Raw genomic sequence first — 24,254 nt, 5'->3', positions numbered from 1 at the left:
CCCGGCAAGGCCGCGCCCGGCTTACTTGTCCAGCCAGGGCGCTTCCTTCCACAGCGTCTGGAATTCCGCCTCGCCGGCCGCCAATTCACGCGCGTAGTCGGCGGGCGCCAGATAGCGCAGCGGGGCGAACATCTCTTTGGCTTTCGCCTGGAACTCCGGGTCGTCCACCGTGCGCTTGACCGCGTCGACGAGCTTGCCGCGCACCTCCGCCGGCAGTCCCTTGGGGGCGGCCAGGCCGCGCAAGGACGCCAGTTCAAAGTCATAACCCTGTTCCTTGAAGGTGGGCACGTCGGGCAGCGCCGCCGAACGCGTCTTGCCCATCTGTCCAAGAAAACGCAAGGGCGTGCCGCCTTTCTGGTACTGCAGCGCCTCGCCGACGTTGATGGCGCCGATCATGATTTCGCCGCCCGCCAGCGCGCCGCGCACTTCGCCTGCGCCCTTGTAGGGAATGTGGCTGAGCTTCGTGCTGGACGCCCGTTCGAACCGCAGCATCGCCAGATGGTCGTCCGACCCCGTGCCCGTCGTGCCCACCGTGACCTTGCCGGGGTTCTTCTTGGCGTAGGCCGACAGGTCGGCCAGCGTCTTCAGTTCGTTGTCGTTGCGCACGGTGAAGGCGCCGGGATCGTCGATCAGGTTGCCCAGCAAGTCATAGCTTTGCCACGTGAAGCTGGACTTGCGTTCGATGGGGATGGTCAGCAGGTTGGGCGTGTTGATGAAGCCGATGGTGTAGCCGTCGGGTTGGGCGCGCGCCAGTTCGGTGAAACCGATGGCGCCACCGGCACCCGGGCGGTTCAACACCACGATGCGCGCGTAATTGCCCAGGTATTTCTGCAGGAACGGCGCCATCATGCGCGCCACCAGGTCAGTGCCGCCACCGGGGCCGTAGGACACGATCAGGTTGATGGGTCGCTCCGGGTAGCCGGCTGCCTGGGCACTGCCGCCAAAGAAGGCGGCGCCTGACAGCAGGGCGGCGGACGCGGCCAGTGCGCGCAGCATGCGGCGCTTGTTGGGATGTTGCATGGTTGTCTCCTCGGGGGATGGGTCGGCGGCTTGGTGCCGCGCTGTTTTTTCAGGGGGCAACGCCGTGGTGGCGTTGCGGGCATTGCGTTACTTCAGTCTGGCGATGCGTGCCGCGGCGACGGGCCAGACTTCGGGGTTGAGCAGCTGGGGGGGGCGTTCGCCGCGCAGCATCGCGATCAGTTGGGTCGCGGAAGACTGCGCGACGTTGCGCCGGGCCTCGTGGGTGACGCCCGCGGTGTGGAAGGTCGCCACCACGTTGGGCAGCCCCAGCAACGGCGCATCGCGCGAAGGCGGTTCCTGCTGCCAGACGTCCAGGCCGGCGCCGCGCAGGTGCCCGCCACTCAAGGCGTCATACAGGGCGGCTTCGTCATGGATGCCGCCGCGTGCGGTCGAGAGGAATACGGCGTCCGGCTTCATGGCGGCAAACGCGCGCGCGTCGATCAGGCCGCGCGTGGACGCGTCCAGCGGGCAATGCAGCGACACCACGTCCGATTGCGCCAACAGGTCAGCCAGCCCAACCGGTTCGGCGCCGCGGCTGCGGATGGTGTCGGCGTCTAGCAGCGGGTCATGCGCAATCACTCGCATGCCGAAGCCTTGCGCGATGCGGGCGACCCGCGAACCGATTTGTCCGATGCCCACCAGGCCGATCACCGTGCCACGGACCTCGTGGCCCATCAGGTCTTCGCGGGAAAAGCCGGTGTCGTGGCGCAAGCGTTGATGCGATTCGACGACGCGGCGCTGCACCGCCAGCAGCAGCGCGTACGTGTGTTCGGCGACCGACGCGGCGTTGCCGCCCGCCTGGTTCACGACGGCGATGCCGGCTGCCGTGCAGGCCGGCACGTCGACCGTGTCGTAGCCCGCGCCGCCGGAAGACACGCACACCAGATCCGGGCATTGCGAAATCAAATCCGCGTGCACGAACCATTGCCGGGGCAGTTCATCGCGGGCGGCGGACACGTGATAGGCATGGGCGGTCTTCAGTCCGGCCAGCGTGCGCGCATCGTCGCCGCGCGCCGGCAGCACCGACAAGCCGATGCCGGGCTCTGCACCGATCAGCTGGTCGAACACCGGGTTCAGCCACAGGTCGAGCCGGCACAGGCGTTTGGGGAAGTCTTGTTGAGAGGAACCGAAATCCGGCATTGCGCGTTGTCTCCGTCTAGGCATGGTGTCTTTTGAGGCGACTCTACCCGTGCCAAAACCGGAGATAAAGCGAATAATTTTCGGAGTTAAGGGCGACTTTTAGTAAACAGTTGGTCCGCTCAGACCATTCCGGCGGGCGCATCGAAATCCAGCGTGTCTTGCGCCAGCACGCGCAGGCTTTCCAGCATGGGCCGCGTGTCGTCGCGCCGCCACTGGAAGGTGTAGGGCAGGGGGCGCAGGGGCGCGAGCCCTGGCAGGCGGTGCAGATCGCCGCGCTGGATCAGGATGCGCGCCCAGGCGGTGGGCAGGAAACCCAGCCCCAGACCCTGGCGCAGCATGCCGGCGATGGCGCCCCAGCTGTTGCAGCATTGGGTGCGGCCAGGCGATATGCCTTGTTCGGTCAGCCAGTCGTCCAGCATGCGGATCACGCCCGAGCTTTGCGGCTGCGTGATCAACGTCAGCCCCGGCAGGTCGGCGGGGGTCAGCGCCGCCGGGTCCGGCACCGCGCGGGAAGACGCCACCCATTCGAAGTCCGCGCTGCCGATCAGGTGCGACGCGATGGACGCGCGCGACGACGGGCCGGCGATCACGGCGAAATCCAGATCGCCTTCTTCCAGCCCGCGTTCCACCAGTTCGCCCACGCCGACGTACGGTTCCACCAGCAGGTTGGGGTGCGCGCGCTGGATTTCTTCGATCAGCCGCGGCATCCAGGTGATGGACGTGAGCTCTCCCGCGCCAAACCGGCACCGCCCGGAATACGTCAGGTTGTTGCTGGCCTGCTGCATGAACTGGTCGGCGTTGCGCAGCAGGTCCTTGGCGTGCGGCACCAGTTGTTCGCCCAGGGCGGTCAGCGTGGCGCTGCGCGCACTGCGGCTGAACAGGTCCGCGCCGATGGACGCTTCCAGTTCCCCGATGCGCTTGGACAGCGACGATACGGAGATATTCAGCCGGTTGGCGGCGATGGCGAAGTTTTTGCAGGTGGCAGCCCAGTAAAAGGCTTCAAGTTGCTTAAGCGTCATGGCGGTGGGAGCGGTGGCGGAAGCCGGAATCGAGGGCGAATAAAAGTGTAATAACCAATATCGATAAAGTCACTTTATTCAAAATGGCGCCGCGCCTATAGTCATCCGCCATTCCCACGACAACAGCGCGGCGGCCCCTGCCCAGGCTGGCCGACCGCCGCGAGGAGCACTCAGCCATGTCCGACCCCCTGCGTCATCTGCTCAGCCTGCACGACTTCGAGGCGGCTGCAAAGCAGCGATTGCCCAAGCCGATCTACGCCTATGTGTCCGGGGCGGTGGAAGACGGGCAGTCCGAGCGCGGCAACCGGCAGGCGTTTGCCCAGTATGGCTTTCGGCCCAAGGTGCTGGTGGACGTGTCCCAACGCAGCACGCGGGCGATGGTGCTGGGACGCGAATACTCGGCGCCGGTCGGCGTGGCGCCGATGGGGATTTCGGCGCTGTCCAGCTACCGGGGCGACATCGTGCTGGCCCGTGCGGCGGCAGACGCGGACGTGCCGTGCATCATGAGCGGCTCGTCGTTGATCCGGCTGGAGGAAGTCATGCAAGCCGCGCCGGGCACGTGGTTCCAGGCCTACCTGCCGGGCGACGAGGCGCAGATCGCGGCCTTGATCGACCGCGTGGCGGCGGCCGGGGTGACGACGCTGGTGCTGACGGTGGATACGCCGGTGGCCGCGAACCGCGAGAACAACGTGCGGGCGGGCTTTTCGACGCCGCTGCGGCCCAGTGCGACGCTGGCTTGGCAGGGGCTGACGCATCCGCGCTGGCTGTTCGGCACTTTCTTGCGCACACTATGGCGCCATGGCATGCCGCACTTCGAGAACAACTACGCGACGCGCGGCGCGCCGATCCTGTCGGCCAACGTGCTGCGCGATTTTTCAGACCGGGGCCATCTGAACTGGCAACATGTGGCGGCTATCCGCCGCCGCTGGAAGGGGCAGATGGTGATCAAGGGCATCCTGCATCCTGACGATGCGCGCACGGCGCGCGCGCAGGGCATGGACGGGGTGATCGTGTCGAACCATGGCGGCCGGCAGCTGGACGGCAGCATGTCGCCTTTGCAGGCCTTGCCGGCGGTGGTGGACGCCGCCGGCGGCATGGACGTGATGCTGGACAGCGGCGTGCGGCGCGGCTCGGACGTGCTGAAGGCCATGGCGCTGGGCGCGCGTTGCGTCTTCGTGGGCCGGCCTTTCAACTATGCGGCGGCGGTGGCGGGGCAGCGCGGCGTGGCCCACGCGATCGGCCTGATCGTGGAAGAGGTCCGGCGCAACATGGGGCTGCTGGGCGTGGTGGACGTGAAGGCGGTCAACGCGGATTGCATCGTGCGTCTGCCTGCCGCGTAGGCCGGTCGGCGCCAGCAGCCGGCTTGGCCTGGAGTGCGGACACCTCTATCAAGCGGCGCTGTCCGCCAAGCGTCAATCCGTCAGGTCTTTGACCGCCCGCTCGATCAGTCCCTGCAGCCAGGCCAGGGCGGCATCCGCCGGCGCCCGGCGGCTGCTGACCATGTCGATGCCGAAGGGGCCAGGGTCCACTTCGGGCGGCAATGGCCGCAGGCTGAGCGCTTGCCCGGCCAATCGCAGCGCCGCGCGGCGCGCCAGGGTAGCGATCAGGTCCGTGCCGACCACCGCATGCGGCAAGGCGACGATATGCGCGAACGTACAGGCGACTCGGCGCTTGCGGCCCAGCCGCGCCAGGCCGGCGTCGACCACGCCGCGGGCCGAACCGTCGTCGCTGGGCACGAACAACGCGTGGGGAAGCGCCACATAGCGGTCCAGGGTCAGCTTGCGGCCGCGCAAACCCGGGTGCTGCTTGTCGGCGATGCAAACGAACGATTCGTCATACAAGGGCATGACGCGCATGCGCTTGGGCGGGCTGAGGTGCCCGCCGATGGCAACGTCCACGCTGCCGTTGTCCAGTTGTTCATAGATGGTGGCGCGGTCCAGCCGGGCCACCCGGAGATCGGCCGCGGGCGCCTCGCGCCGCAGCCGGGCAACGATGTGCGGCACCAGCACGACGTCGGCGTAGTCGCTGGCCGCCAGCGTGAAGCGCCGGCCGTCGGCGGCGGCCGGGTCGAAGCCCGCGCCTTGCGCCAGGGCGCGGCGGACCTGATCCAGCGCGCTGCTGATGGCGGGCATCAGCGCGACCGCGTGGTCGGTGGGCTGCATGCCGTCGGCGGTGCGCACGAAAAGCTCGTCATTGAAGACACGGCGCAGGCGGTTGAGGGCGCTGCTGACCGAAGGCTGGGCGCGGTGGATGCGCTGCCCGGCCAGGGTCACGTTGCGCGTTTCGTACAGGGCTTCGAAGGCGACCAGCAGGTTCAGGTCGACGGCAGATAGATTCATGCCATCAATAGTACGAATAACGATTATCGATTTCAACAATTGGTAGGTGCGCTTCTACCATGGCTGGCATGGATATAGAAAAGGAACATGCCATGCCCACCGTGCTCATCACCGGAATCGAACCCTTCGATGGCGAATCGCTGAACCCGTCTTGGGAGGCGGCGCGACGCCTGGACGGCCAGGAGGTGGCCGGCGCCCGCCTGGTGGCGCGCCAATTGCCCTGCGTGATCGGCAAGGTGGTGGGAGTGCTGCGGCAGGCGATCGAAGACGTGCAGCCGGATCTGGTGATCTGCCTGGGCCAGGCGGGCGGGCGTAGCGACGTGACGGTCGAGCGGGTGGCCATCAACGTGGTGGATGCGCGCATTCCAGACAACGACGGCCATCAACCCATCGATGAACCGGTGGTGGCGGGCGGCCCGGCGGCGTACTTCTCATCGCTGCCCATCAAGGCCATTGTGCGAGACCTGCGTGCGGGCGGCGTGCCGGCGTCGGTGTCGCTGACGGCGGGCACGTACAACTGCAACACCATCTTCTATGGCCTGGCCCATTTCATCGCCACGGAGCGGCCCGCGCTGCGCGGCGGTTTCGTGCACGTGCCGTATCTGCCCGAAATGGCGACCCGCCACCCTGGCGCGCCCAGCCTGGCGCTGGACGTTCTGGTGCACGGCGTGAAGATCATGGTGGCGACGTCGCTGGCCGTGACCCAGGACATCAAGGTCGGCGGCGGCGCGCTGCATTGACACGGAGCAATCGACAATGAGCACATTCGCAAGCCCGGACGCCTTCGCGTTGGACGGCGTGACGTTCCAGCATCGGCGGGTCCCGGTGGACGGCCTGGGTTATCACGTGGTGGAAGGGGGCGCAGGCCCGGCGCTGATCCTGCTGGCGGGCTTTCCGCAGAGCTGGTACGCGTGGCGCCGGGTCATGCCGCTCTTGGCGCCACATTTCCGCGTGTTCGCGGTGGACCTGCCCGGGCAGGGCGATTCGGACAAGCCGCTGGATGGCTACGATACGCGCACCGCCGGCGAGCGGCTGCGCGCCTTGTTCCACACCATGGGCCTGACGCGCTACGCGCTGGCGGGCCATGACATCGGCGCCTGGATCGCGTACCCGTATGCGGCGCGTTACGCCGCCGAGGTCGAGCGCCTGGTGCTGCTGGACGCCAACATTCCCGGGGTGACGTTGAAGCCCGCCATCGAGCTCGGGCCAGACAACTGGAAGAGCTGGCATTTCCTGTTCAACAGCGTGCCGGACCTGCCCGAAGCCTTGCTGGCCGGGCGCGAGCGCATCCTGATCGAGTGGTTCTTTTCGCGCAAGACCGCCAACAAGCCAGGGGTCTTCAGCCGCGCGGATATCGACGAGTACGAGCGCGTGTATCAAACCTTGGGCGGCCTGCGGGGCATGCTGGGGTACTACCGCGCGGCGGTGGAAGACGCGGCGCAGAACCGGGCGCTGCGCGATACGCCGCTGACAGTGCCGGTGCTGGCGCTGGGTGGGGACCGGGGCAGCGCACCGGATTTGCACCAGGCCTTGAAGCCCTTGGCGCAAGACCTGCAAGGCGGCGTGCTGGAGGATTGCGGCCACTATCTTCCCGAAGAGCAGCCGCGCGAACTGGCGCGCCGCATGTTGGCGTTCCTGACGCAGGGCCGCGCCTAGCACGCGCCGCGCGCTATTTTCACATTGCGTATCGGTATTTGTTGCACGCATGGGGCGCCCCTATCCTGTTTTCACCAAACAGACAGGGGCAGCCCATGAGCACGCTAACACGCACGCGGCTGGAGATCCGGCCGCTTTCCGTCTTCACCGGCGCCGAGATCCACGGCGTGGACCTGACCCGCCCATTGCGCGACGACGAGGTCGAACAGATCAGGGCGGCGCTGCTGCGCTGGAAGGTGGTCTTCTTCCGCGACCAGCACATCGACCACGCGCAGCATCTGGCTTTTGCGCAGTATTTCGGGCGGCCGACCTCGGCGCATCCGTACGACGCCAATCCGCCTGAAGGCTATCCGCAGATCCGCACGATCTCGTCCAGATCGACGACGGGGCGGCGGGGCGAGCGCTGGCACACGGACGTGACCGGCGTGGTCAATCCACCGGCAGGATCCATTCTGCGCGCGGGGCGCCAGGTGCCGGCTTACGGCGGCGACACGGTCTTCACCAACCTGGTAGCGGCCTATGAGCACTTGTCGCCCGCGTTGCGCGCGCTGGCCGACACGCTGTGGGCACGCCACCAGTTCGGCGGCTACAACGGCGATCTCGACAACCAGACGGTCTACGCGCAACGCGTGCAAGCCAGCCCGCTGGTGTCCGAGCATCCCGTGGTGCGGGTGCTGCCCGAAACGGGCGAGCGTGCCTTGTTCGTGAACCCTGGCTTCACGCGCCGCATCAAGGACGTGAACGAAGAGGAAAGCCGCCACCTGCTGAACCTGTTCTTCGAGGAAATCACCCGGCCCGAGTACACCGCGCGCTTCCGCTGGGAGCCCGGCAGCATCGCGTTCTGGGACAACCGCGCCACCGCGCACCAGGGGCCGGGCGATTTCGCTTATCTGGACGTGGAGCGCGTGCTGTACCGCATCACGCTTGAGGGCGATGTGCCCGTGGGCGTGGACGGCCGGCATTCGAATGCCGTGCTGGGCAAGCCGTTCAGCGCGTTCGGCGTGGACACGGGAGCGGCGGCATGAGTATCAAGCAAACATTGTCCGGCAAGCGGGCGTGGCGCGCCGGCCTGGGCTTGCTGGCGGGCGTGGTGCTGGGGGCAGGGCTGTTGAGCAATTTCGCGGGGTCGGCGCCCGTGCCGGGTGAAGACGCCAACCGCTATCCGAACCGCCCGGTCAAGATCGTCGTCCCGGTCTCGGCCGGCGGCAGCGCGGATAAGCTGGCGCGCACGGTGGCGCAGAAGCTGGGCGAGAAATGGCACCAAAGCGTGGTGGTCGAGAACCAGCCCGGCGCCAGCAGCGCCATCGGCAACGCGGCGGTCGCGCACGCGCGGGGCGATGGCTATACCTTGCTGCTGAGCGGCGATGCCTTGTCGCTGAACGCCCTGCAGCCGGGCAAGCTGCCCTATGACCCCGGCAAGGACCTGCAGGGGGTGACCAAGGCGGTTGTGAATCCGCAAATGCTGGTGGTGCGGCCGGGGCTGGGCGTGAAGACCTTCCAGGAATTCGTCGCGCTGGTCAAGCAGCGGCCGGGGGAGATATCGCTGGCCTTGCCGGGCGGGACCGGCAGCTTGCAGCATTTGGCGGTGGAGCTGCTGAACGAACGTATCGGCGCCAAGACCAATCAGATTCCCTACCCGGGCGGCGGGCCGGCCACGCTGGACGTGCTGGGCGGGCACGTGGACGCCATGCTGATCACGTTGGCCGCGGCCACCGAGAACGTCCGCAACGGCAAGCTGGTGGCCTTGGCCGTCACCACGCCGTACCGGTCCAAGGCGCTGCCGGATGTGCCGACGATCCAGGAGGCCGGACTGGCGGACTACGTGGTGGAAAGCTGGCAAGGGTTCTCGGTGCCGGCCTCGACGCCGCGCGCCATCGTGGACCGCATCAACCGCGACGTGGTGGCGGTGCTGCGTGAACCCGAGACCGCGGCACTGCTGGAAAACCTGGGGTTCACCATTGCGGCGACATCGCCCGAAGCCGTGGACCAGACGGTGCGCGACGACATCGCGACCTATCGCCGCGTGATCGTTTCGGCGCAAGTGAAGCTGAAGTAGCGCGGCTTCGTGTCATATCGTTATAAGCGCGGGCGCGTCTTCCCCTGGGGAAACGTCGCCCCGCATATGGATATCTGAAAGTCTTCTTTGTCTTGCCGGCCCGCGGCACGCAGCATGGACCTCCGTTCACTGCATACGACAAGACGACAACATGGCAATTCGCAAGATACCGGGCGCAGCCCGCACCGCAATCGCGCTGGCGCTGGCTTTGGCCGCCGGCTCCGCCCACGCCGACGCCACCCTGGACAAGATCAAGGAACGGGGCACCGTCACCATCGGCGTGCTGGCCAACGGCGGCGTGTTCGGTTCGCTGGACCCCGCCACACAGCAGCTGGTGGGCTGGAACCCGGAACTGGCGCGTGAGCTGGCCCGCGGCCTGGGGGTGAAGGCGGAGCTGGTGCAGGTGCAGACCGCCACCCGCACGCAGTTCCTGATTTCCGGCAAGGTGGACTTGCTGATCGCATCCATGGAACTGAACCCGGAGCGCGCCGAGATCCTGGGCTATGCCCCCACGCCGTTCTTCCGGGTCGGCGGCGCGGCGGCCACCCTGAAAACCAGCGGCATCACCCAGTGGGAAGACCTGCGCGGCAAGCCCGTGTGCGTGTCGCAAGGCAGCAGCTTCGCCAAGCCCCTGTCGGCCGACTACGGCGCCGTGGTCAAGGGCTACAAGAGCTCATCCGATTCGCTGCTGGCATTGCGCGGCGGCCAGTGCGTGGCGGCCGTGCACGATTCCACGCTGATTCACCCCTTGCTGCGCAGCAATCCGGAATGGGCCGACTACCACGCGCCCATCGCCACCGAGGTGCTGCCGGCCAATTCCGTCGTGTGGACGCGCAAGGGCGAGGCCGACACCATCGCCGCCGTCGACAAGGTGGTTCAGGACTGGCACCGCACCGGCTGGCTGATCGCCACGGAAAAGCGCCTGGGTATCGAGCCGGCGCAGCCGCTGCTGCAGGAACTGAACGCGAAATACAAGCAAGGCAGCTGAGCGCGGGCTGCGAAAGGGACGGAAAGTAGAAATGAGGCACATCAGCATGAAGACAACAGGATGGAAGACGGCCGCCGCAGTTGCGTTGGCGGGTTTGGCCGGATTGGCCAGCAATGCCGCGCAGGCGGACGCCACGTTGGACAAGGTCAAGCAACGCGGCAAGATCGTGATCGGCGTGGACGGGGCCAGTCCGCCGTTCGGCGTCCTGGATCCGGCGACCGGAAAGGTCGGCGGCTTTCAGACCGAACTGGGCGCGGACATTGCAAAGCGCCTGGGCGTGACGCTGGAAACCGTGCCGGTCACGGCGTCCACGCGCGTGCAGTTCCTGCAGGCCGGCAAGGTCGACCTGTTGATCGCCAACATCCAGTGGACGCAAGAGCGCAGCGAAATCCTGAGCTACGCGCCCACGCCCTATAACCTGGTGGGCGGCGCGGCGATGGTGTCGAAGAAAAGCGGCATCAAGCGCTGGGAAGACCTGAAAGGCAAGGTGGCCTGCGTGTCGCAAGGCAGCAACTTCGCCAAGCCCTTGCAGGACACCTATGGCGCGGTGGTCAAGGGCCTGCGCAACATCCCCGAATCGCTGCTGGCGCTCAAGGGCGGCAGCTGCGACGCGTCGGTGCACATCCAGCCGGCGCTGTATGAGACCTTGCACGGCCCGAACGGCAAGGAATGGAATGACTTCGAACTCGCCACTTCCGACCAGTTGATCCCGTCGCCGACGGTCATCTGGACCCGCCGCAACGAAGCCGATACGCGCGCCTTTGTCGACGGCGTGATCCAGGATTGGCTGAAGACGGGTTTGCTGGTCAAGGAGGCCGACCGCCATGGCGTGCCGGCGGACTATCTGAAGCAGGCGACCGCGCAGGCGCAAGCCGGCAAATTCGACAGCGCGCCGCCCGAGGCGCAGGCCAAGCCATGACGGCGGGCGTCGCCGATTCCCTGCTGGCCGCCCTGCGTGCCCGGCTGGGGCAGGACTGGGTGTGGACAGGCGCGGACGCCGCGCCGTATCTGACGGACCAGCGCGGCCGCCTGCACGGGCAGGCACTGGCCGTGGCGCGTCCGGCGGATGCCGAGGAAGTGGCGGCCGTGTTGCGCCTGTGCCGCGCGGCGGGCGTGCCGGTCGTGCCGCAGGGCGGCAACACCGGCTTGATGGGCGGCGCCACACCGGACGCGGGAGGACAGGCGGTATTGCTGTCGCTGGGCCGCCTGAACCGGGTGCTGGCGCTGGATACCGACAACGACACCATCACGGTCCAGGCCGGCTGTGTGCTGGCCGCCGTGCAGGCGGCCGCGCGCCAGGCCCACCGACTGTTCCCCTTGAGCCTGGGCTCGGAAGGCAGTTGCACCATTGGCGGCAACCTGTCCACCAACGCGGGCGGCACGCAAGTGCTGCGCTACGGCAATACCCGGGAACTGACGCTGGGGCTGGAGGTCGTGACCGCCGAAGGCGAGATCTGGGACGGCCTGCGCGGCCTGCGCAAGGACAACACCGGCTATTCGCTGCGCGACCTGTATATCGGCAGCGAGGGCACGCTGGGCGTCATCACCGCGGCCACGCTCAAGCTGTATCCATTGCCGGGCGGGCAGGGCAGTGCTTTCGTCGGCTTTCCGTCCATCGACGCGGCATTGGCGTTCCTGTCGTTGGCGCGTCAGCGTCTGGGCGCGGCGTTGACGGGTTTTGAACTGATCAGCCAGCCCGTGCTGGAGCTGGTGGCCAGCCACGTGCCAGAACAGCCGCAGCCCCTACCGGGCTTGGGCCAGCCCTGGTACGCCTTGCTGGAGGCTTCATCGGAAACGCCCGACGGGGCAGGCGCCGCGTTGCTGCGCCTGGGGCAGGAGGCGCTGGAGTCCGGCCTCTTGGCGGATGCGGTGATCGCGCACAACCTGCAGCAGTCGGCGGCGTTCTGGCGCTTGCGCGACGAGGCGATCGGCCTGGCGCAGGCGCGCGACGGCGGCAACGTCAAGCACGACATCTCGGTGCCGATCTCGCGCGTGCCGGCATTTCTGCGCGGCGCGGCCGATGCGTTGCGCGCGTTGGACCCGGGGCTGCGGCCAATGGCGTTCGGCCATCTGGGCGACGGCAACCTGCACTACAACGTGTCGCACGATCCCTCGCGGCCCGTGCGCCATCTGTTCGAACTGGAAGACCGCATCCACGATCTCGTGCATGCGCAGGCGCACGCGCAGGGCGGGTCGATCAGCGCCGAACATGGCATCGGCCAGGTCAAGCGCGACACGCTGCCCCGATACAAGAGCCCGCTGGAATTGACCCTGATGCGCCGCATCAAGCAGGCGCTGGACCCTTTGAACCTGATGAATCCCGGAAAGGTACTGTCATGACCGAAACCCTCTTTCCCGGCGTGTTGTCCCGCCGTGCCCGCAGCGCCGAGTTGTCACCCATCGCCGCGGCCGGGGCTCGCGCCGCGCGTCTGGCGGCCGAGGGCCGCTCGATCATCGTGCTGACCTCGGGCGAGCCCGATTTCGATACGCCTGCCCCGATCAAGGATGCCGCCAGCGCGGCGCTGGAGCGTGGCCAGACCAAGTACACCCCCACCGCGGGCACGGCGGCGCTGCGCCGCGCCGTGGCGGATGGCTACCGCCAGCGCCACGGGCTGGAGGTCGACGCGTCCAACGTCATCATTTCCAATGGCGGCAAGCAGGTGATCTACCTGGCGCTGAACGCCACCCTGGACGACGGCGACGAGGTCATCGTTCCGGCCCCGTACTGGCCGACGTTCGCCGACGCGGTGCGCATCAACGGCGGCGTGCCGGTGATCGTCGGCACGCGCGCCGAAGACGGCTTCAAGCTGACGCCCGACGCATTGCGCGAGGCGATCACGCCGCGCACCAAGTGGCTGATCCTGAACTCGCCCGGCAACCCGACTGGCGCCGTCTATACCGCCGACGAATTGCGGGCGCTGGCGCAAGTGCTGCGGGCCGCGCCGCAGGTGCTGGTGCTGTGGGACGAGATGTACGAAGAGATCTGGTTCGGCCAGCCGCCCGCGCACCTGTTGCGCGCCGCGCCCGACCTGGCTGGCCGCACGCTGGTCGTCAACGGCGTGTCCAAGGCCTATGCCATGACCGGGTGGCGGATCGGCTGGGGCACCGGCCCAGCGGCCTTGATCCATGCGCTGGAAGCGGTGCAGTCGCAGGTGTCTTCCGGCCCCAGCTCGCTGGGCCAGGCGGCCGCATTGGCGGCCTTGCAAGGCGCGGCGGACGGCTTCGTCGATACCGCCCGCAAGGCCTACGCGCGGCGTGCGCAACGGGTCGTGAACGGCCTGGCCGCGGTGCCCGGCGTACAGGTGCACGCGCCGCAGGGATCGTTCTTCGCCTGGGTCGGCGTGGGCGGGCTGATCGGTGCATCGCGCCCCGACGGCCGGCGCATCGAAGACGATGGCGACGTCGTGGACTGGCTGCTGGAATCCGAGGGCGTGGCGGTGGTGCGTGGCGCGGCGTACGGCCTGTCGCCGTACCTGCGGCTGTCCTTCGCCGCGTCTGACGCCAATATCGACGCAGCGCTGGAACGCATCGGCCGGGCGGTGGCGGCGTTGGCCCTGCCGCAGACGCTGGAGGCCGCCGCATGATCGATTCGGTGTTGCATGCCTGGGTGGCGTTCTTCAAACCGCTGGGCCTGAACTACAGCTTTGTGCAGGACCCGGGCGAACTGTCGGCGTTCGGGCACGGCCTGCTGGTGACGCTGCAACTGTGCGCCTGGACCATTCCGGTCAGCCTGCTGTTCGGCGTGCTGATCGCGGCGGCGTTGACCAGCGGCCGGCCGTGGCTGGCGCGGCCGTTGCAGGCCTTCGTGGAAGTCACCCGCAATACGCCCACGCTGGTGCAGCTGTACTGCGCGTTCCTGGTGCTGAACATGCTGATCACGCAGAAGCTGGGCGGCGGCAATCCGATCACCCCGTTTGCGTGGGTGGTGATCGTGGTGGCCTTGCACAAGGGCGTGTTCCATGCGGAAGCCCTGCGCGCAGGGATCGAGGCCGTGCCGCAGGTGACGATGGAAGCCGCGCGGTCGCTGGCGTTCTCGCGGCGGCAGATCCTGACGCAGGTGCAGCTGCCGCTGGCGGTGCGCTTTGCCTTGCCGGCACTGGTCAACAACCTGGTGGACCTGGTGAAGATGACCGCCATCGCGTCGGCCATCGCGGTGGGCGACGTGACCTATGAGTCCATCATGATCTGGTCGCACCGCGACAACGTGCTGGAGCTGCTGCTGCTGATCCTGCTGTACTTCGGCTTGCTGACCTGGCTGGTCAGCGTGGCGGGCCGCTGGCTGGAAGACCGTTTGAGGATGCCCGGCTATGGCCAATGACCTTGCATTGCAGGCCGGCCGCGCGCAGGCCGCCGGGCGTTTCCTGCCGGCCTTGCTGCGCGACCCGTGGTTCGGGCTGTTGCTGGCGCTGGTGGCGCTGGGCGTCGTGTGGGCCGTGACAGGCACCACGCCTGCCGCCGTGCAGGCGCTGTGGCATTGGTCGCCAGCGTTGCTGCGCGGCCTGGGGATGAACATCCAGATCAGCGTGCTGGCGATGGCCTTGGGCACGGTGGTCGGGCTGGTGGTGGGCGCATTGTCCCTGTCGCCGTCCCGGCTGCTGCGGCGCATCACGCGCGCGTACGTGCTGCTGTTTCGCAATGCGCCCATCCTGGTGCTGGTGTATTTCACGACCTATGTGTTCCCGTTCGAGGTGAACCTGGCGGGGTGGTATCTGCCGTTCCCGGACTGGATCAAAGTCGTGATCGGGCTGGGGCTGCCCGCCAGCGCCAACGTGGCCGAAATCTTCCGCGGCGCGATCCAGTCGATTCCCAGCGCGCAATGGGAGGCCGCGCAGTCGCTGGCGTTCAAGCGCACGCAGATCTTCCGGATGATCGTGTTGCCGCAGTGCGTGCGGCGGATGCTGCCGTCCTGGATGAACCTGATGGCCAGCATCACCATGAGCACGTCGCTGGCCTCGCTGGTGGGCGTGCACGATCTCGTCGACACGGCCACCGTCGCCAGCAACACCGTCGCGCGCAGCGACTTCACCATCCTGGTCTATTTCACGCTATTGGCGCTTTTCTTCGCCTATTGCTATCCCATCGCGCGTTGGACGCGGTATCTGGAACGACGCCATGAGCACTACTGATATTTCCCCGCTGGTCAGCCTGCGGGACGTCCACCTGGCTTTCGGCGATACCGAAGTGCTCAAGGGCATCGACGTGGAGGTCAAGCCGGGGCAGGCGGTGTCCATCATCGGGCCGTCCGGCTCGGGCAAATCGACCATCCTGCGCTGCATCACCGGCCTGCTGCGTCCGCAGCGCGGTTCGATCCAGGTGGGCGGCGTGCGCGTGGACGGCCTGAAGACGGAAACGGACTTCATCGCGCTGCGCAAGCGCGTGGGCTTCGTCTTCCAGCAATACAACCTGTTCCCGCACCTGAGCGTGCTGGAGAATCTGGTGATATCGCCCATCAAGGTGGGCGGGCAGCCGCGGGCGCAGGCCGAGGCGCGCGCCCGCGAGCTGCTGGCCAAGGTGCGCATGGACCACAAGGAACGCGCCTACCCGGGTGAGCTATCGGGCGGCCAGCAGCAGCGGGTGGCCATCGCGCGCGCGCTGACGCTGCAGCCCGAACTGATCCTGTTCGACGAAGTGACCTCCGCGCTGGATCCCGAGATGGTAGGGGAGGTGCTGACCGTGATCCGCGACCTGGTGCAGGACGGCCTGACCTGCATGCTGGTGACGCATGAGATGCGCTTTGCGGAAGAGGTGAGCGACACCGTGTACTTCACCGAGGCGGGCCGCATCGTGGAATCCGGCCCCCCGTCGCGCATCTTCGGTTCGCTGCAAAGCGAACGCACACGCGCCTTCCTGCAGCGTTCGTCCGGCGCCGCCGTGGCCCGTCAATCCTCGCCTGACCCTATCGCAAGCTACCTGACATTCGATCCGCTGCGCCTGGCGGTGTGATCCCCACTGGAGTCTGACCATGAGCACTGAATCCGCAATTTCCAAAGAACGCCGCCAGCAGGTGCAGGCGGCGCTGTCCGATATCCAACGCCTGCTGGGCGACAGCCCTGTGACTCGTGAGGGGCTGGCCGCGGTGACCGCGCGCCTGGAGCAACTGGCGCAGCGCCAGGAGCTGTTTCCCGTGGCCGACTTCCCGCCGCCCGCGGCCGGGCAGGGGGTGGGCGCGTCCACCCGCTACCGCCTGAACCCCGACGATGCGCCCGGCGTGCCGGCGCTGTATCTGAATTCGATCAATCCGGGCAAGACCACGCTGCCGCATAACCATACGACCTGGGCCGCCATCGTGGCGCTGCATGGGCAGGAATTGAATCGCGTGTACCGCCGTAGTGACGACGGCTCGCAGGAAGGGCGCGCCACGCTGGAGCAGGTGCGCGAGGTGGTGGTGCAACCCGGGCAGTCCGTGTCGTTCCTGGCCGACGACATCCATAGCATCCACGTCACCGGCGACACGCCGACGCTGCATTTCCACCTTTACGGGCAGCCGCTGGAAACATTGTCGGGGCGCATCGGCATCGATCTGGCCACCGGCCAGATCCTGAACTACAACGCCACCCAGATGAAGCCCGGCCAAGAGGTGCGCGCATGAGCCTCGACCACGCGCAAGTGCAGACCCGGCTGGTGCATGCCGGATCGCCGGAATTGAAGGGCGGCTCGGGGCCGGTGAACGTGCCGGTGGTGCGCACCAGCACCGTGCGCTTTGCCGATACCGCCACCCATGCCGCCCTGAACAAGCAGCGCGCCGCAGGTGATCGCGTGGCGACGTACGGGCGTCACGGGCTGGATACCCACCAGGCGCTGGAGGAGGCGGTGGCCTCGCTGGAGGGCGGCTACCGGACGGTGCTGGCGCCCTCCGGCCTGTCGGCGATTGCGCTGGTGCTGTTGGCGACGCTGGCGCCGGGCGACCATGCGCTGGTGGCCGACAGCGTTTATTCGCCCGTGCGCAAGGTCGACAAGTCGCTGCTGCAACGCTATGGCATCGAGGTCGAGTACTTCTCGCCCGCGCAGGATGCGCTGGAATCGCGCATCCGGCCCAACACGCGGCTGCTGTATCTGGAATCCCCCAGTTCGCTGCTGTTCGAAGTGCTGGACCTGCCCGCGCTGGCTGCCACGGCGCGGCGCCATGGCGTGCTGGTCGCGGCCGACAATACCTGGAGCGGCGGTCTGTACTACCAGCCGCTGGCGCTGGGCGCGAACATCTCGATCCAGGCGGCCACCAAATACCTGGCCGGACATTCGGACGTGATGATGGGGGTGGTCACCGTGGACAGCGCGGAACTGGCGCAGCAGATCGGCGTGGCGTACGACGCGCTGGGCCTGTCCGTGGGCGCGGACGATGCGTATCTGACCTTGCGCGGCCTGCGCACGCTGGACGTGCGGCTGGCGCGCCATCAGACCAATGCGCTGGCCGTGGCCGAATACCTGGCGCGGCACGCGGACGTGGCGCGCGTGTACTACCCGGCCCTGGCGCAAGACGCGGGCCATGCGCTGTGGCGGCGCGACTTCAGCGGCGCAAGCGGCCTGGTGTCGTTCGCGTTCGGCAACCCGGATCCGGCGGCCGCGTCGCGCTTCATCGATGCGTTGCAGTACTTTTCCATTGGCGCGTCCTGGGGCGGCTATGAAAGCCTGGCGCTGGAGGCCTCGCCCGAGCGTTTGGCCGAACACAGCGTCTGGCAGCAGGGCGCGGGAAAGGCGTCTGTCGTGCGCCTGCATATCGGCCTGGAAAGCCCATTGGACCTGATCGGTGACCTGGATCGCGCTTTCGCCGCCACGCGTGACGCACTGCGCCGCAGCGCCTGAGGCATATGCAAATAAGCCTTGCGCTTTAGGGTTTCTGGCTATGTAGAAGCAATTACAACCTCTTTGTCCGGTTGTACCCCCGGGTACTAGAATTTGCCTTGTTCCATGGCTGGCAGCAGGGCATGACTCCATTTCTTTCGATTGAATCGGTACAGCTTCCGTTCTTGTCGCGCCGGGCGGAAGCGGTCCGGGATTTCTATCACCGCGTGATCGGCCTGGAAGAGGTGGCGGGCGCCGACGGCCAGCGCCTGCTTTTTTCGCTGGGCGGGGCCACGTTGTCCCTGTCGCCCGTGGCCGAAGTCAGCCGCGCCGTCAAGCCCGACTATCTGGCCATCAATACTCCTGCCTACGACGAGATCCTGGCGCGCTTGCGCCAGGCCGGGCACCACCCCGTCTGTTCGCTGCCCGATGCGTTGCCGCGCGTCATGTATGTGAAGGACCCGTCCGGCAATCAACTGGCCTTTCTGGGCTGAAGGCGCGCGATGAATTTCCAGCAACTGCGGTCGGTGCGCGAAGCCGTGCGCCAGGACTTCAACCTGACCGACGTCTCCGAAAGCCTGCACACGTCCCAGCCCGGCGTCAGCCGCCAGATACGCGAGCTGGAGGAAGAGGTGGGTGTCGACATCTTCGTGCGCTCGGGCAAGCGGCTGATCGGTTTGACGCCGCCCGGTGAACTGATCCTGCCGCTGGTGGAGCAGATCCTGCAATGCGCCGACAACATCCGGCACGCGGGCGCGGAATACGCCGACAGCCGCAAGGGCGTGCTGTCGATCGCGGCCACGCATTCGCAGGCGCGCTACGCGTTGCCGCCCGTCATCAAGGAATTCCGGCAGCGCTATCCCGACGTGGTGCTGCATCTGCATCAGGGCTCGCCCAAGCAGGTGTCTGAAATGCTGCTGGAAGGCGAGGCCGACATCGGCGTGGCGACCGAGGCCGTGGCGGACTATCCCGGGCTGGTGAATCTGCCTTGCTACCGATGGAGCCACAGCATCATCGTGCCGCGCGGCCACCCGCTGGCGCGCGAGCATGACGGCGTCAGCCTGTCGCAACTGTCGCGCTATCCGCTCATCACGTATGGGCGCGGCTATACCGGGCGCGCCCATATCGACGAGGCCTTCGCCCGGGCGGGCATCACGCCCGATATCGTGATGACTGCGATGGACGCCGATGTGATCAAGACGTATGTGGAACTGGAGCTGGGCGTGGGCATCGTGGCCGCGGTGGCCTGGGACGCCGAACGCGATACCCGCCTGACCGCCCTCGATGCGCGCCACCTGTTCGAGATCAACCTGACGCGGCTGGCCATCCGCCGCGGTGCATGGCTGCGTGGCTACGCCTTCCATTTCATCGAGATGTTCGTGCCGACGCTGACGCGCGACGTCGTGGACCGCGAGTTGAAGGGCGAGGCCTGACGCCGCGTCGCACCGCAAGCCGCATATCCATAGACGCATTTCTACGTTGCTGCGTCCGGGGCGCGCACGTAGCCTGGACTTCTCTTCATTTCAGGAAGTCCAGGTCATCCCATGAGCACCTCTGCCCAAACGGCCGCGCCGGCCCTCAGCAAGCACACCGAACGCGCACAGGCCGTGCGCGCCTTCATCGCCCAGGTCAGGCAACTGGCGCCCGATGCGGCGCAAGCCACGGCCGCGCAACTGGCCCGGGTGGCGACGCTGCTGGAAGCGCTGGGGCAACGCCGCGACCTGTTTTCCTCCGAAGCGTTTGCCGTCGTGCCGGGCCGCCCGACCTCGATTTATCGTCTGGCCGAGGACATCGACGGCGGCTATGCGCTGTACCTGTCGCTGGGCGACCCGGGCAAGGCGCAGCCGCCGCATGACCATACGACGTGGGCCATCATTGCCGGGGTGAACGGCAACGAGCGCAACGAGGTCTATGCGCGCACGTCCACCCAGGATCCGCTGCGCGATACCTTGACCCATGTGCGGCGCGTGGACGTGGGCCCCGGCAGTTCGATCGTGCTGGGCCCGGGCGACGTGCACACCATCGAACTGGTCGGTGACGAGCCCGGCGCGCATCTGCATTTCTATGGGCTGGCGCTGGACCGGCTGCACGGCCGCGTGGTGTTCGAAAGCACCGCGGGCGGCACGTACCGGACGTTTTCGCCGCCCGCAGCCATCTACCATGCACGCCTGTCGCCGCAGGAACTGCAGGACGAACTGCGCGGCGAGGCCGAGATCGCCGTGCTGGACGTGCGGGAAGCCGGCCGCTATGCCCGCCGCCACCTGCTGCATGCCGTGCCGGCGCCCCTGTGGCGCCTGGAACTGCTGGCCGACCGGCTGGTGCCGCGCCGCGACACCCGCATCGTGCTGGTGGACGACGACGAGACTCAGGCGCATCAGGCCGCGGCCAAACTGACCCGCCTGGGGTGGACCGACGTGTCGGTGCTGGCCGGCGGGACGGATGGCTGGGAGCGCGCCGGCCTGGAACTGTTCTCGGGCACGAACGTGCCCAGCAAGGCGTTCGGCGAGGTCATCGAACATGAGAAGCATACGCCCTGGATCGACGTCGAGGAACTGCACGAGCGCGTGGCGCGCGGCGACGATATCGTCGTGGTCGACAGCCGCACGCCTGAAGAATTCCACAACTTCACGCTGCCGTTCTCGCACAGCCTGCCGGGGGCGGAACTGGTCTACCGCATCCGCGAACTGGCGCCCGATCCCAAGACCTTCGTGGTGGTCAATTGCGCGGGCCGAACCCGCAGCATCGTCGGGGCGCAGACGCTGATCGACGCCGGCATCCCGAACCGCGTCGCCTCCTTGCGCAATGGCACGATGGAATGGCTGCTGTCGGGCCGGGAACTGGCTTATGGCCGCCACGCGGCCTTGCCGGAGCCGGGCGTAGCCGCGCTGGCCGCCGCGCGCGAACAAGCCCGCGACGTGGCGCAACGCGCCGGCATCGGGTACATCGACGCGGCGACGCTCGCCGCGTTCGAGGCGGAACAGGCGACGCGCACGCTCTACAAGTTCGACGTGCGCACCCGCGAGGAATACGAGACCGGGCATCTGGAAAGCTGGCGCTGGGCGCCGGGCGGCCAACTGGTGCAGGCCACCGACGAGTACCTGGCGACACGCCGCGCGCGCGTCGTGCTGGCGGATTGGGACGGCGTGCGCGCGCTGACCACCGGCGCCTGGCTGGCGCAATTGGGCGCGGTCGAGGTCTATCTGTATCAGCCGCCCACGCTGGCGCCCGTGCAAAGCGGCCCCGAGCCGCGCCGGGTACTGCGTCATCGGCCGGACGCCCCGGGCCTGCGCGCAGCGGCGCTGCGGACTGCGCTGGATGCGGACGAGGCCATCGTGTTCGACGTGGACTCGCGTGTGGCCTATGAGCGCGGCCATGTGCCCGGCGCGCGTTTCGCGGCGCCGGACCGCCTGGCGGAGTTCCTGTCGCCGGACGATCAACGTACCGTTGTCGTGACGTCGTCCGACGGCGTGCTGGCCAGCACCGTGGCGGCCGAACTGGCCTGGCGCGGCAAGCGCCCGGTGCAGTACTTGCTGGGTGGCACGCGGGCCTGGAAGGGGCAGGGCCTGGCGCTTGCAACGGGGGCGCAGGGCGTGTTGACCGGCGACGACGACCAGAGCATCAGCCCGTATCTGTTCGATGACCTGTCGGCCCGGGACCAGGGGTTCCGCGAGTACCTGGATTGGGAGCTGGGGCTGGTGGCGCAACTGGAACGGGACGGCGGCGGCGGCATCCGGCTGATCGCGGCGGGGTAGGCAGGCGGGGGGCGGACGGCAGGGCCTTGATGCACGCTGTGCGTCAGGGCCATTTTTGCCTGATTATCCACGGCTGCGGAAAGGGCTAATCTGTGCGTTTCGCCCAGGAGATCCGACATGCCGCCGCTACACCAAGAAGCCAAAGACCAAGACACCTACGCGCTGGGAAGCCGCCAGGTCAAGCGCCTGGGCTATGGCGCGATGCAACTGGCCGGACCGGGGGTCTTCGGGCCACCGCGCAACCGCGAAGCGGCGTTGGCCGTGCTGCGAGAGGCCGTGGCCAATGGCGTCAACCATATCGACACCAGCGACTTCTACGGGCCCCACGTCACCAATCAGATCATCCGCGAGGCGCTGTCGCCCTATGCGGACGATCTGGTGCTGGTCACCAAGATCGGGGCCCGCCGGGGCGCGGACGCGTCTTGGATACGCGCCGATGGCGCCGCAGACCTGGAAAGCGCCGTCGAGGACAATCTGCGCAATCTGGGGCTGGATGTGCTGGACGTCGTGAACCTGCGCATCATGTTCGGCGTGCACGGGCCGGAGGAAGGTTCGATCGCGGCGCCCCTGGCGGCGCTCGTGAAGCTTCAGCAGCGCGGCCTGGTCCGGCACATTGGCCTGAGCAACGTGACCGCCGCGCAGGTCCAGGAAGGGCGCGGGCTATGCGACATCGTCTGCGTGCAGAATCAGTACAACCTGGCGCACCGTCATGACGATGCGCTGATCGATGCGCTGGCGCAGGATGGCATCGCCTATGTGCCGTATTTTCCACTGGGCGGCTTCAGCCCGCTGCAATCCGCCACGCTGACCGACGTGGCGCAACGCGTGGGGGCGACACCGATGCAAGTGGCGATTGCATGGCTGCTGCAGCGTGCGCCCAACATTCTGGTCATCCCGGGCACGTCGTCGGTGGCCCATCTGCGCGAGAACCTGGCCGCGGCGAAGCTGGCGCTGCCGGGCGCGGAGATCCGTGCGTTGGACGGGATCGCGAAGGGCGGGGACTAAGGGTCTGGCGCAAGGCCGGCGCCGCTAGACCGCCGCCAACAGGTCATCCACGTGGACCATCAATTCGCGTACCTGGCGCAGCATCGGGTACTGGTGCAGCACCGGCGTCCATTGGGGCGATTCCAGCAATTGCGCCCATACCGGTTCCAGCGCGTCGGGTTCGGGCTGCTGCTTGTCCGTCAATTGGCACGCATACGCCACGCTGGCCGGCGCGGACAGCAGTTGCATCCGGCTGGCGGCGCTGAGCAGGCGCGGCGCGGTGTCGGCGGGCGCATCGCAGCAATAAAGCACCGTGCGAGCCAGATCGGGCGAATCGGCCGGCAGCGCCCTGAGCGATGCGCCGCGCAGGTGCACGACCCCTTGCCGGGTCTGGAACGGATAGACGGCGTGCTCGTCGGCATGTGCAAGCAGGCGCAAACCCCGCTGCAGGCGGGGCAGGTCCGCGGTCGCCGCGTCGATGGACGCCTTCGCTTCAAGCAGCAGGCAGACGTCCCAAACGGGCGTGGCGGCGTCCGTGTGCGTTTGGCGCAGCAGCACGGCGTCCCACTCGCTCTTGGCGCGTTCGGCGCTGGCGGGTATCGATGCCGGCACCAGCATCGAGGTCACCACGCGGAAGGGCGGCGGGCCGCTTTGGGCGTCGTTCAGCCGTCGGGACAAGGCGTCCAGTGCCGCTTTGGCCAAGGCTTCGACGGCCGCGCCTCGGCGCTGTGCGGCGGAACCTTGCGCGGCCGCGGTTTGGCTGCCGGAGCGTGGCCCGTGGCGATCCCATAAGGATTGGTATAGCCGCACCTGCCCATCCGGCGTCAAGGCGTCCAGGCGCTGCAAACGCGCCAGGGCAGGGGCGTCCAGCAGGCGGGCCAACGCGCGTTCGACGGCGGGGTCCTCGGTTTTCTCCTGCATGGCCCGAAGCCGCTGCGCGGCCTCGGACAGCGTCGTCCACGACGCGCCGGCCGCTGCGGCCTGCAATGTGGCCAACGCGTCCCGGTCCTGGCCCGGCGTCATGCGCTGCAGCTTGGCGGGGTGCGCGATGCCGTTGACGGCGGCATGGATCTGGCGGCGGTCCTGTTCGGCGGTGGTGGAAAGATGCGCGAATTCGCGCACTTGCGGCGCGCGGTGCCGCAGCACGATGGCCTGGAAGGCGGGGTCGCCGCCGTCTGCGCGCACGGCTTCATGGATCAATCTTGCCAGGGCCTGGATGAATCCCCGTTTTGTCGCTGCGTCGGGGGGTGTCCCGGCGGCCAGCGCCTGGCGGGCTTGTTCCAAGGTGATGGCGAGCGCGGTCGACGAACCGCCGTTGCGCATTGTCGCGACCTCGTCAAGCGTCTCCGGAACGCGGTAGCGGCGCGGCACGGCGCGAAGAAGGTCTTCAAGCAACGGCGAGCAGGGCGGCAGGGGCATTGGCGCAAGTCGAGGATCGGAGCAATGTCGTGCAGTGTCGCATGTCGTTGATTCGACCTGACTGTAAGCTGAATAAGTAATCAGAATATGAAAACAATGTCG

Annotated in this window: 23 protein-coding genes; 18 read left to right on the top strand and 5 right to left on the bottom strand. The window is 67.6% G+C overall.

Going from position 1 to position 24,254, the window contains the following annotated elements; genetic code table 11:
• Positions 1-21: 21 nt before the first annotated feature.
• From ACO6D5_RS01370 to ACO6D5_RS01360, 3 genes are all read right to left on the bottom strand, one after another.
• Positions 22-1,020 carry a tripartite tricarboxylate transporter substrate binding protein gene (locus ACO6D5_RS01370; RefSeq protein ID WP_485824421.1) on the bottom strand — a complete coding sequence of 333 codons (999 nt, stop codon included), beginning with the start codon at positions 1,018-1,020 and terminating at the stop codon, positions 22-24.
• Between the two features lie 87 nt (positions 1,021-1,107).
• Positions 1,108-2,160 carry a hydroxyacid dehydrogenase gene (locus tag ACO6D5_RS01365; protein WP_485824420.1) on the bottom strand — a complete coding sequence of 351 codons (1,053 nt, stop codon included), beginning with the start codon at positions 2,158-2,160 and terminating at the stop codon, positions 1,108-1,110.
• A gap of 119 nt (positions 2,161-2,279) precedes the next feature.
• Entirely contained in the window at positions 2,280-3,179 is a 900-nt protein-coding gene (locus tag ACO6D5_RS01360; RefSeq protein ID WP_315846967.1) for a LysR substrate-binding domain-containing protein, read from the bottom strand.
• Between the two features lie 176 nt (positions 3,180-3,355).
• Here ACO6D5_RS01360 and ACO6D5_RS01355 point away from each other — a divergent pair, with 176 nt between their 5' ends.
• Positions 3,356-4,519, top strand: coding sequence for an alpha-hydroxy acid oxidase (locus ACO6D5_RS01355; RefSeq protein WP_485824419.1), 1,164 nt, complete (start codon positions 3,356-3,358; stop codon positions 4,517-4,519).
• A 72-nt stretch (positions 4,520-4,591) separates the two neighbouring features.
• Here the strand turns inward: ACO6D5_RS01355 and ACO6D5_RS01350 are convergent, their stop codons facing one another.
• Complete coding sequence (locus ACO6D5_RS01350; protein ID WP_485824418.1) at positions 4,592-5,518, bottom strand: LysR family transcriptional regulator; 927 nt, start codon at positions 5,516-5,518, stop codon at positions 4,592-4,594.
• 92 nt (positions 5,519-5,610) lie between these two features.
• On the opposite strand from ACO6D5_RS01350, the gene pcp reads away from it, so the two are divergent.
• The 17 genes from pcp to ACO6D5_RS01265 all read left to right on the top strand — a co-directional run bounded on the left by pcp (position 5,611) and on the right by ACO6D5_RS01265 (position 22,754).
• Positions 5,611-6,258, top strand: coding sequence for a pyroglutamyl-peptidase I (gene pcp, locus ACO6D5_RS01345; RefSeq protein WP_315846964.1), 648 nt, complete (start codon positions 5,611-5,613; stop codon positions 6,256-6,258).
• Between the two features lie 16 nt (positions 6,259-6,274).
• Complete coding sequence (locus ACO6D5_RS01340; RefSeq protein WP_315846963.1) at positions 6,275-7,174, top strand: alpha/beta hydrolase; 900 nt, start codon at positions 6,275-6,277, stop codon at positions 7,172-7,174.
• Positions 7,175-7,269: 95 nt separating this feature from the next.
• Complete coding sequence (locus ACO6D5_RS01335; RefSeq protein ID WP_485824417.1) at positions 7,270-8,199, top strand: TauD/TfdA dioxygenase family protein; 930 nt, start codon at positions 7,270-7,272, stop codon at positions 8,197-8,199.
• Entirely contained in the window at positions 8,196-9,230 is a 1,035-nt protein-coding gene (locus ACO6D5_RS01330; RefSeq protein ID WP_485824416.1) for a Bug family tripartite tricarboxylate transporter substrate binding protein, read from the top strand. Before ACO6D5_RS01335 ends, ACO6D5_RS01330 begins: the two co-directional genes overlap by 4 nt.
• A 151-nt stretch (positions 9,231-9,381) precedes the next feature.
• Entirely contained in the window at positions 9,382-10,218 is an 837-nt protein-coding gene (locus ACO6D5_RS01325; protein WP_315846960.1) for a transporter substrate-binding domain-containing protein, read from the top strand.
• Between the two features lie 46 nt (positions 10,219-10,264).
• Positions 10,265-11,137, top strand: a complete 873-nt coding sequence (locus tag ACO6D5_RS01320; RefSeq protein WP_315846959.1) for a transporter substrate-binding domain-containing protein — start codon at positions 10,265-10,267, stop codon at positions 11,135-11,137.
• Positions 11,134-12,558 (top strand): FAD-binding oxidoreductase, encoded by a 1,425-nt coding sequence (locus ACO6D5_RS01315; RefSeq protein WP_485824415.1) that lies wholly within the window; start codon positions 11,134-11,136, stop codon positions 12,556-12,558. The genes ACO6D5_RS01320 and ACO6D5_RS01315 overlap by 4 nt, the downstream gene beginning before the upstream one ends.
• The gene (locus ACO6D5_RS01310) at positions 12,555-13,802 is read left to right on the top strand and encodes a pyridoxal phosphate-dependent aminotransferase (protein WP_485824414.1); all 1,248 of its coding nucleotides are present in this window, start codon (positions 12,555-12,557) and stop codon (positions 13,800-13,802) included. Before ACO6D5_RS01315 ends, ACO6D5_RS01310 begins: the two co-directional genes overlap by 4 nt.
• Positions 13,799-14,536, top strand: a complete 738-nt coding sequence (locus tag ACO6D5_RS01305) for an amino acid ABC transporter permease (protein WP_088588113.1) — start codon at positions 13,799-13,801, stop codon at positions 14,534-14,536. The genes ACO6D5_RS01310 and ACO6D5_RS01305 overlap by 4 nt, the downstream gene beginning before the upstream one ends.
• Positions 14,526-15,344 carry an amino acid ABC transporter permease gene (locus ACO6D5_RS01300; protein WP_315846956.1) on the top strand — a complete coding sequence of 273 codons (819 nt, stop codon included), beginning with the start codon at positions 14,526-14,528 and terminating at the stop codon, positions 15,342-15,344. Before ACO6D5_RS01305 ends, ACO6D5_RS01300 begins: the two co-directional genes overlap by 11 nt.
• Entirely contained in the window at positions 15,331-16,161 is an 831-nt protein-coding gene (locus tag ACO6D5_RS01295) for an amino acid ABC transporter ATP-binding protein (protein WP_485824413.1), read from the top strand. The genes ACO6D5_RS01300 and ACO6D5_RS01295 overlap by 14 nt, the downstream gene beginning before the upstream one ends.
• Before the next feature lie 19 nt (positions 16,162-16,180).
• On the top strand, positions 16,181-16,807 hold the full coding sequence (locus ACO6D5_RS01290) for a cysteine dioxygenase family protein (RefSeq protein WP_485824412.1): 627 nt from the start codon (positions 16,181-16,183) through the stop codon (positions 16,805-16,807).
• Positions 16,804-18,018: a cystathionine beta-lyase gene (gene metC / locus ACO6D5_RS01285; protein WP_485824411.1), complete on the top strand. Its 1,215-nt coding sequence runs from the start codon at positions 16,804-16,806 to the stop codon at positions 18,016-18,018. Before ACO6D5_RS01290 ends, metC begins: the two co-directional genes overlap by 4 nt.
• Before the next feature lie 122 nt (positions 18,019-18,140).
• The gene (locus tag ACO6D5_RS01280; protein WP_315846537.1) at positions 18,141-18,491 is read left to right on the top strand and encodes a VOC family protein; all 351 of its coding nucleotides are present in this window, start codon (positions 18,141-18,143) and stop codon (positions 18,489-18,491) included.
• 9 nt (positions 18,492-18,500) lie between these two features.
• Positions 18,501-19,430, top strand: coding sequence for a CysB family HTH-type transcriptional regulator (locus ACO6D5_RS01275; RefSeq protein ID WP_315846536.1), 930 nt, complete (start codon positions 18,501-18,503; stop codon positions 19,428-19,430).
• Between the two features lie 111 nt (positions 19,431-19,541).
• Complete coding sequence (locus ACO6D5_RS01270) at positions 19,542-21,749, top strand: rhodanese-like domain-containing protein (protein WP_485824410.1); 2,208 nt, start codon at positions 19,542-19,544, stop codon at positions 21,747-21,749.
• 117 nt (positions 21,750-21,866) lie between these two features.
• Complete coding sequence (locus ACO6D5_RS01265; protein ID WP_485824409.1) at positions 21,867-22,754, top strand: aldo/keto reductase family oxidoreductase; 888 nt, start codon at positions 21,867-21,869, stop codon at positions 22,752-22,754.
• A gap of 24 nt (positions 22,755-22,778) precedes the next feature.
• Here ACO6D5_RS01265 and ACO6D5_RS01260 read toward each other — a convergent pair whose 3' ends face one another.
• Positions 22,779-24,152, bottom strand: coding sequence for a 3-deoxy-D-arabino-heptulosonate 7-phosphate synthase (locus ACO6D5_RS01260; RefSeq protein WP_485824408.1), 1,374 nt, complete (start codon positions 24,150-24,152; stop codon positions 22,779-22,781).
• Positions 24,153-24,254 lie beyond the last annotated feature (102 nt).

Source organism: Achromobacter sp. (assembly GCF_057314935.1).
Note: the sequence above shows the minus strand (reverse complement) of the source record. Positions and strands in the feature narration are given on the sequence as shown.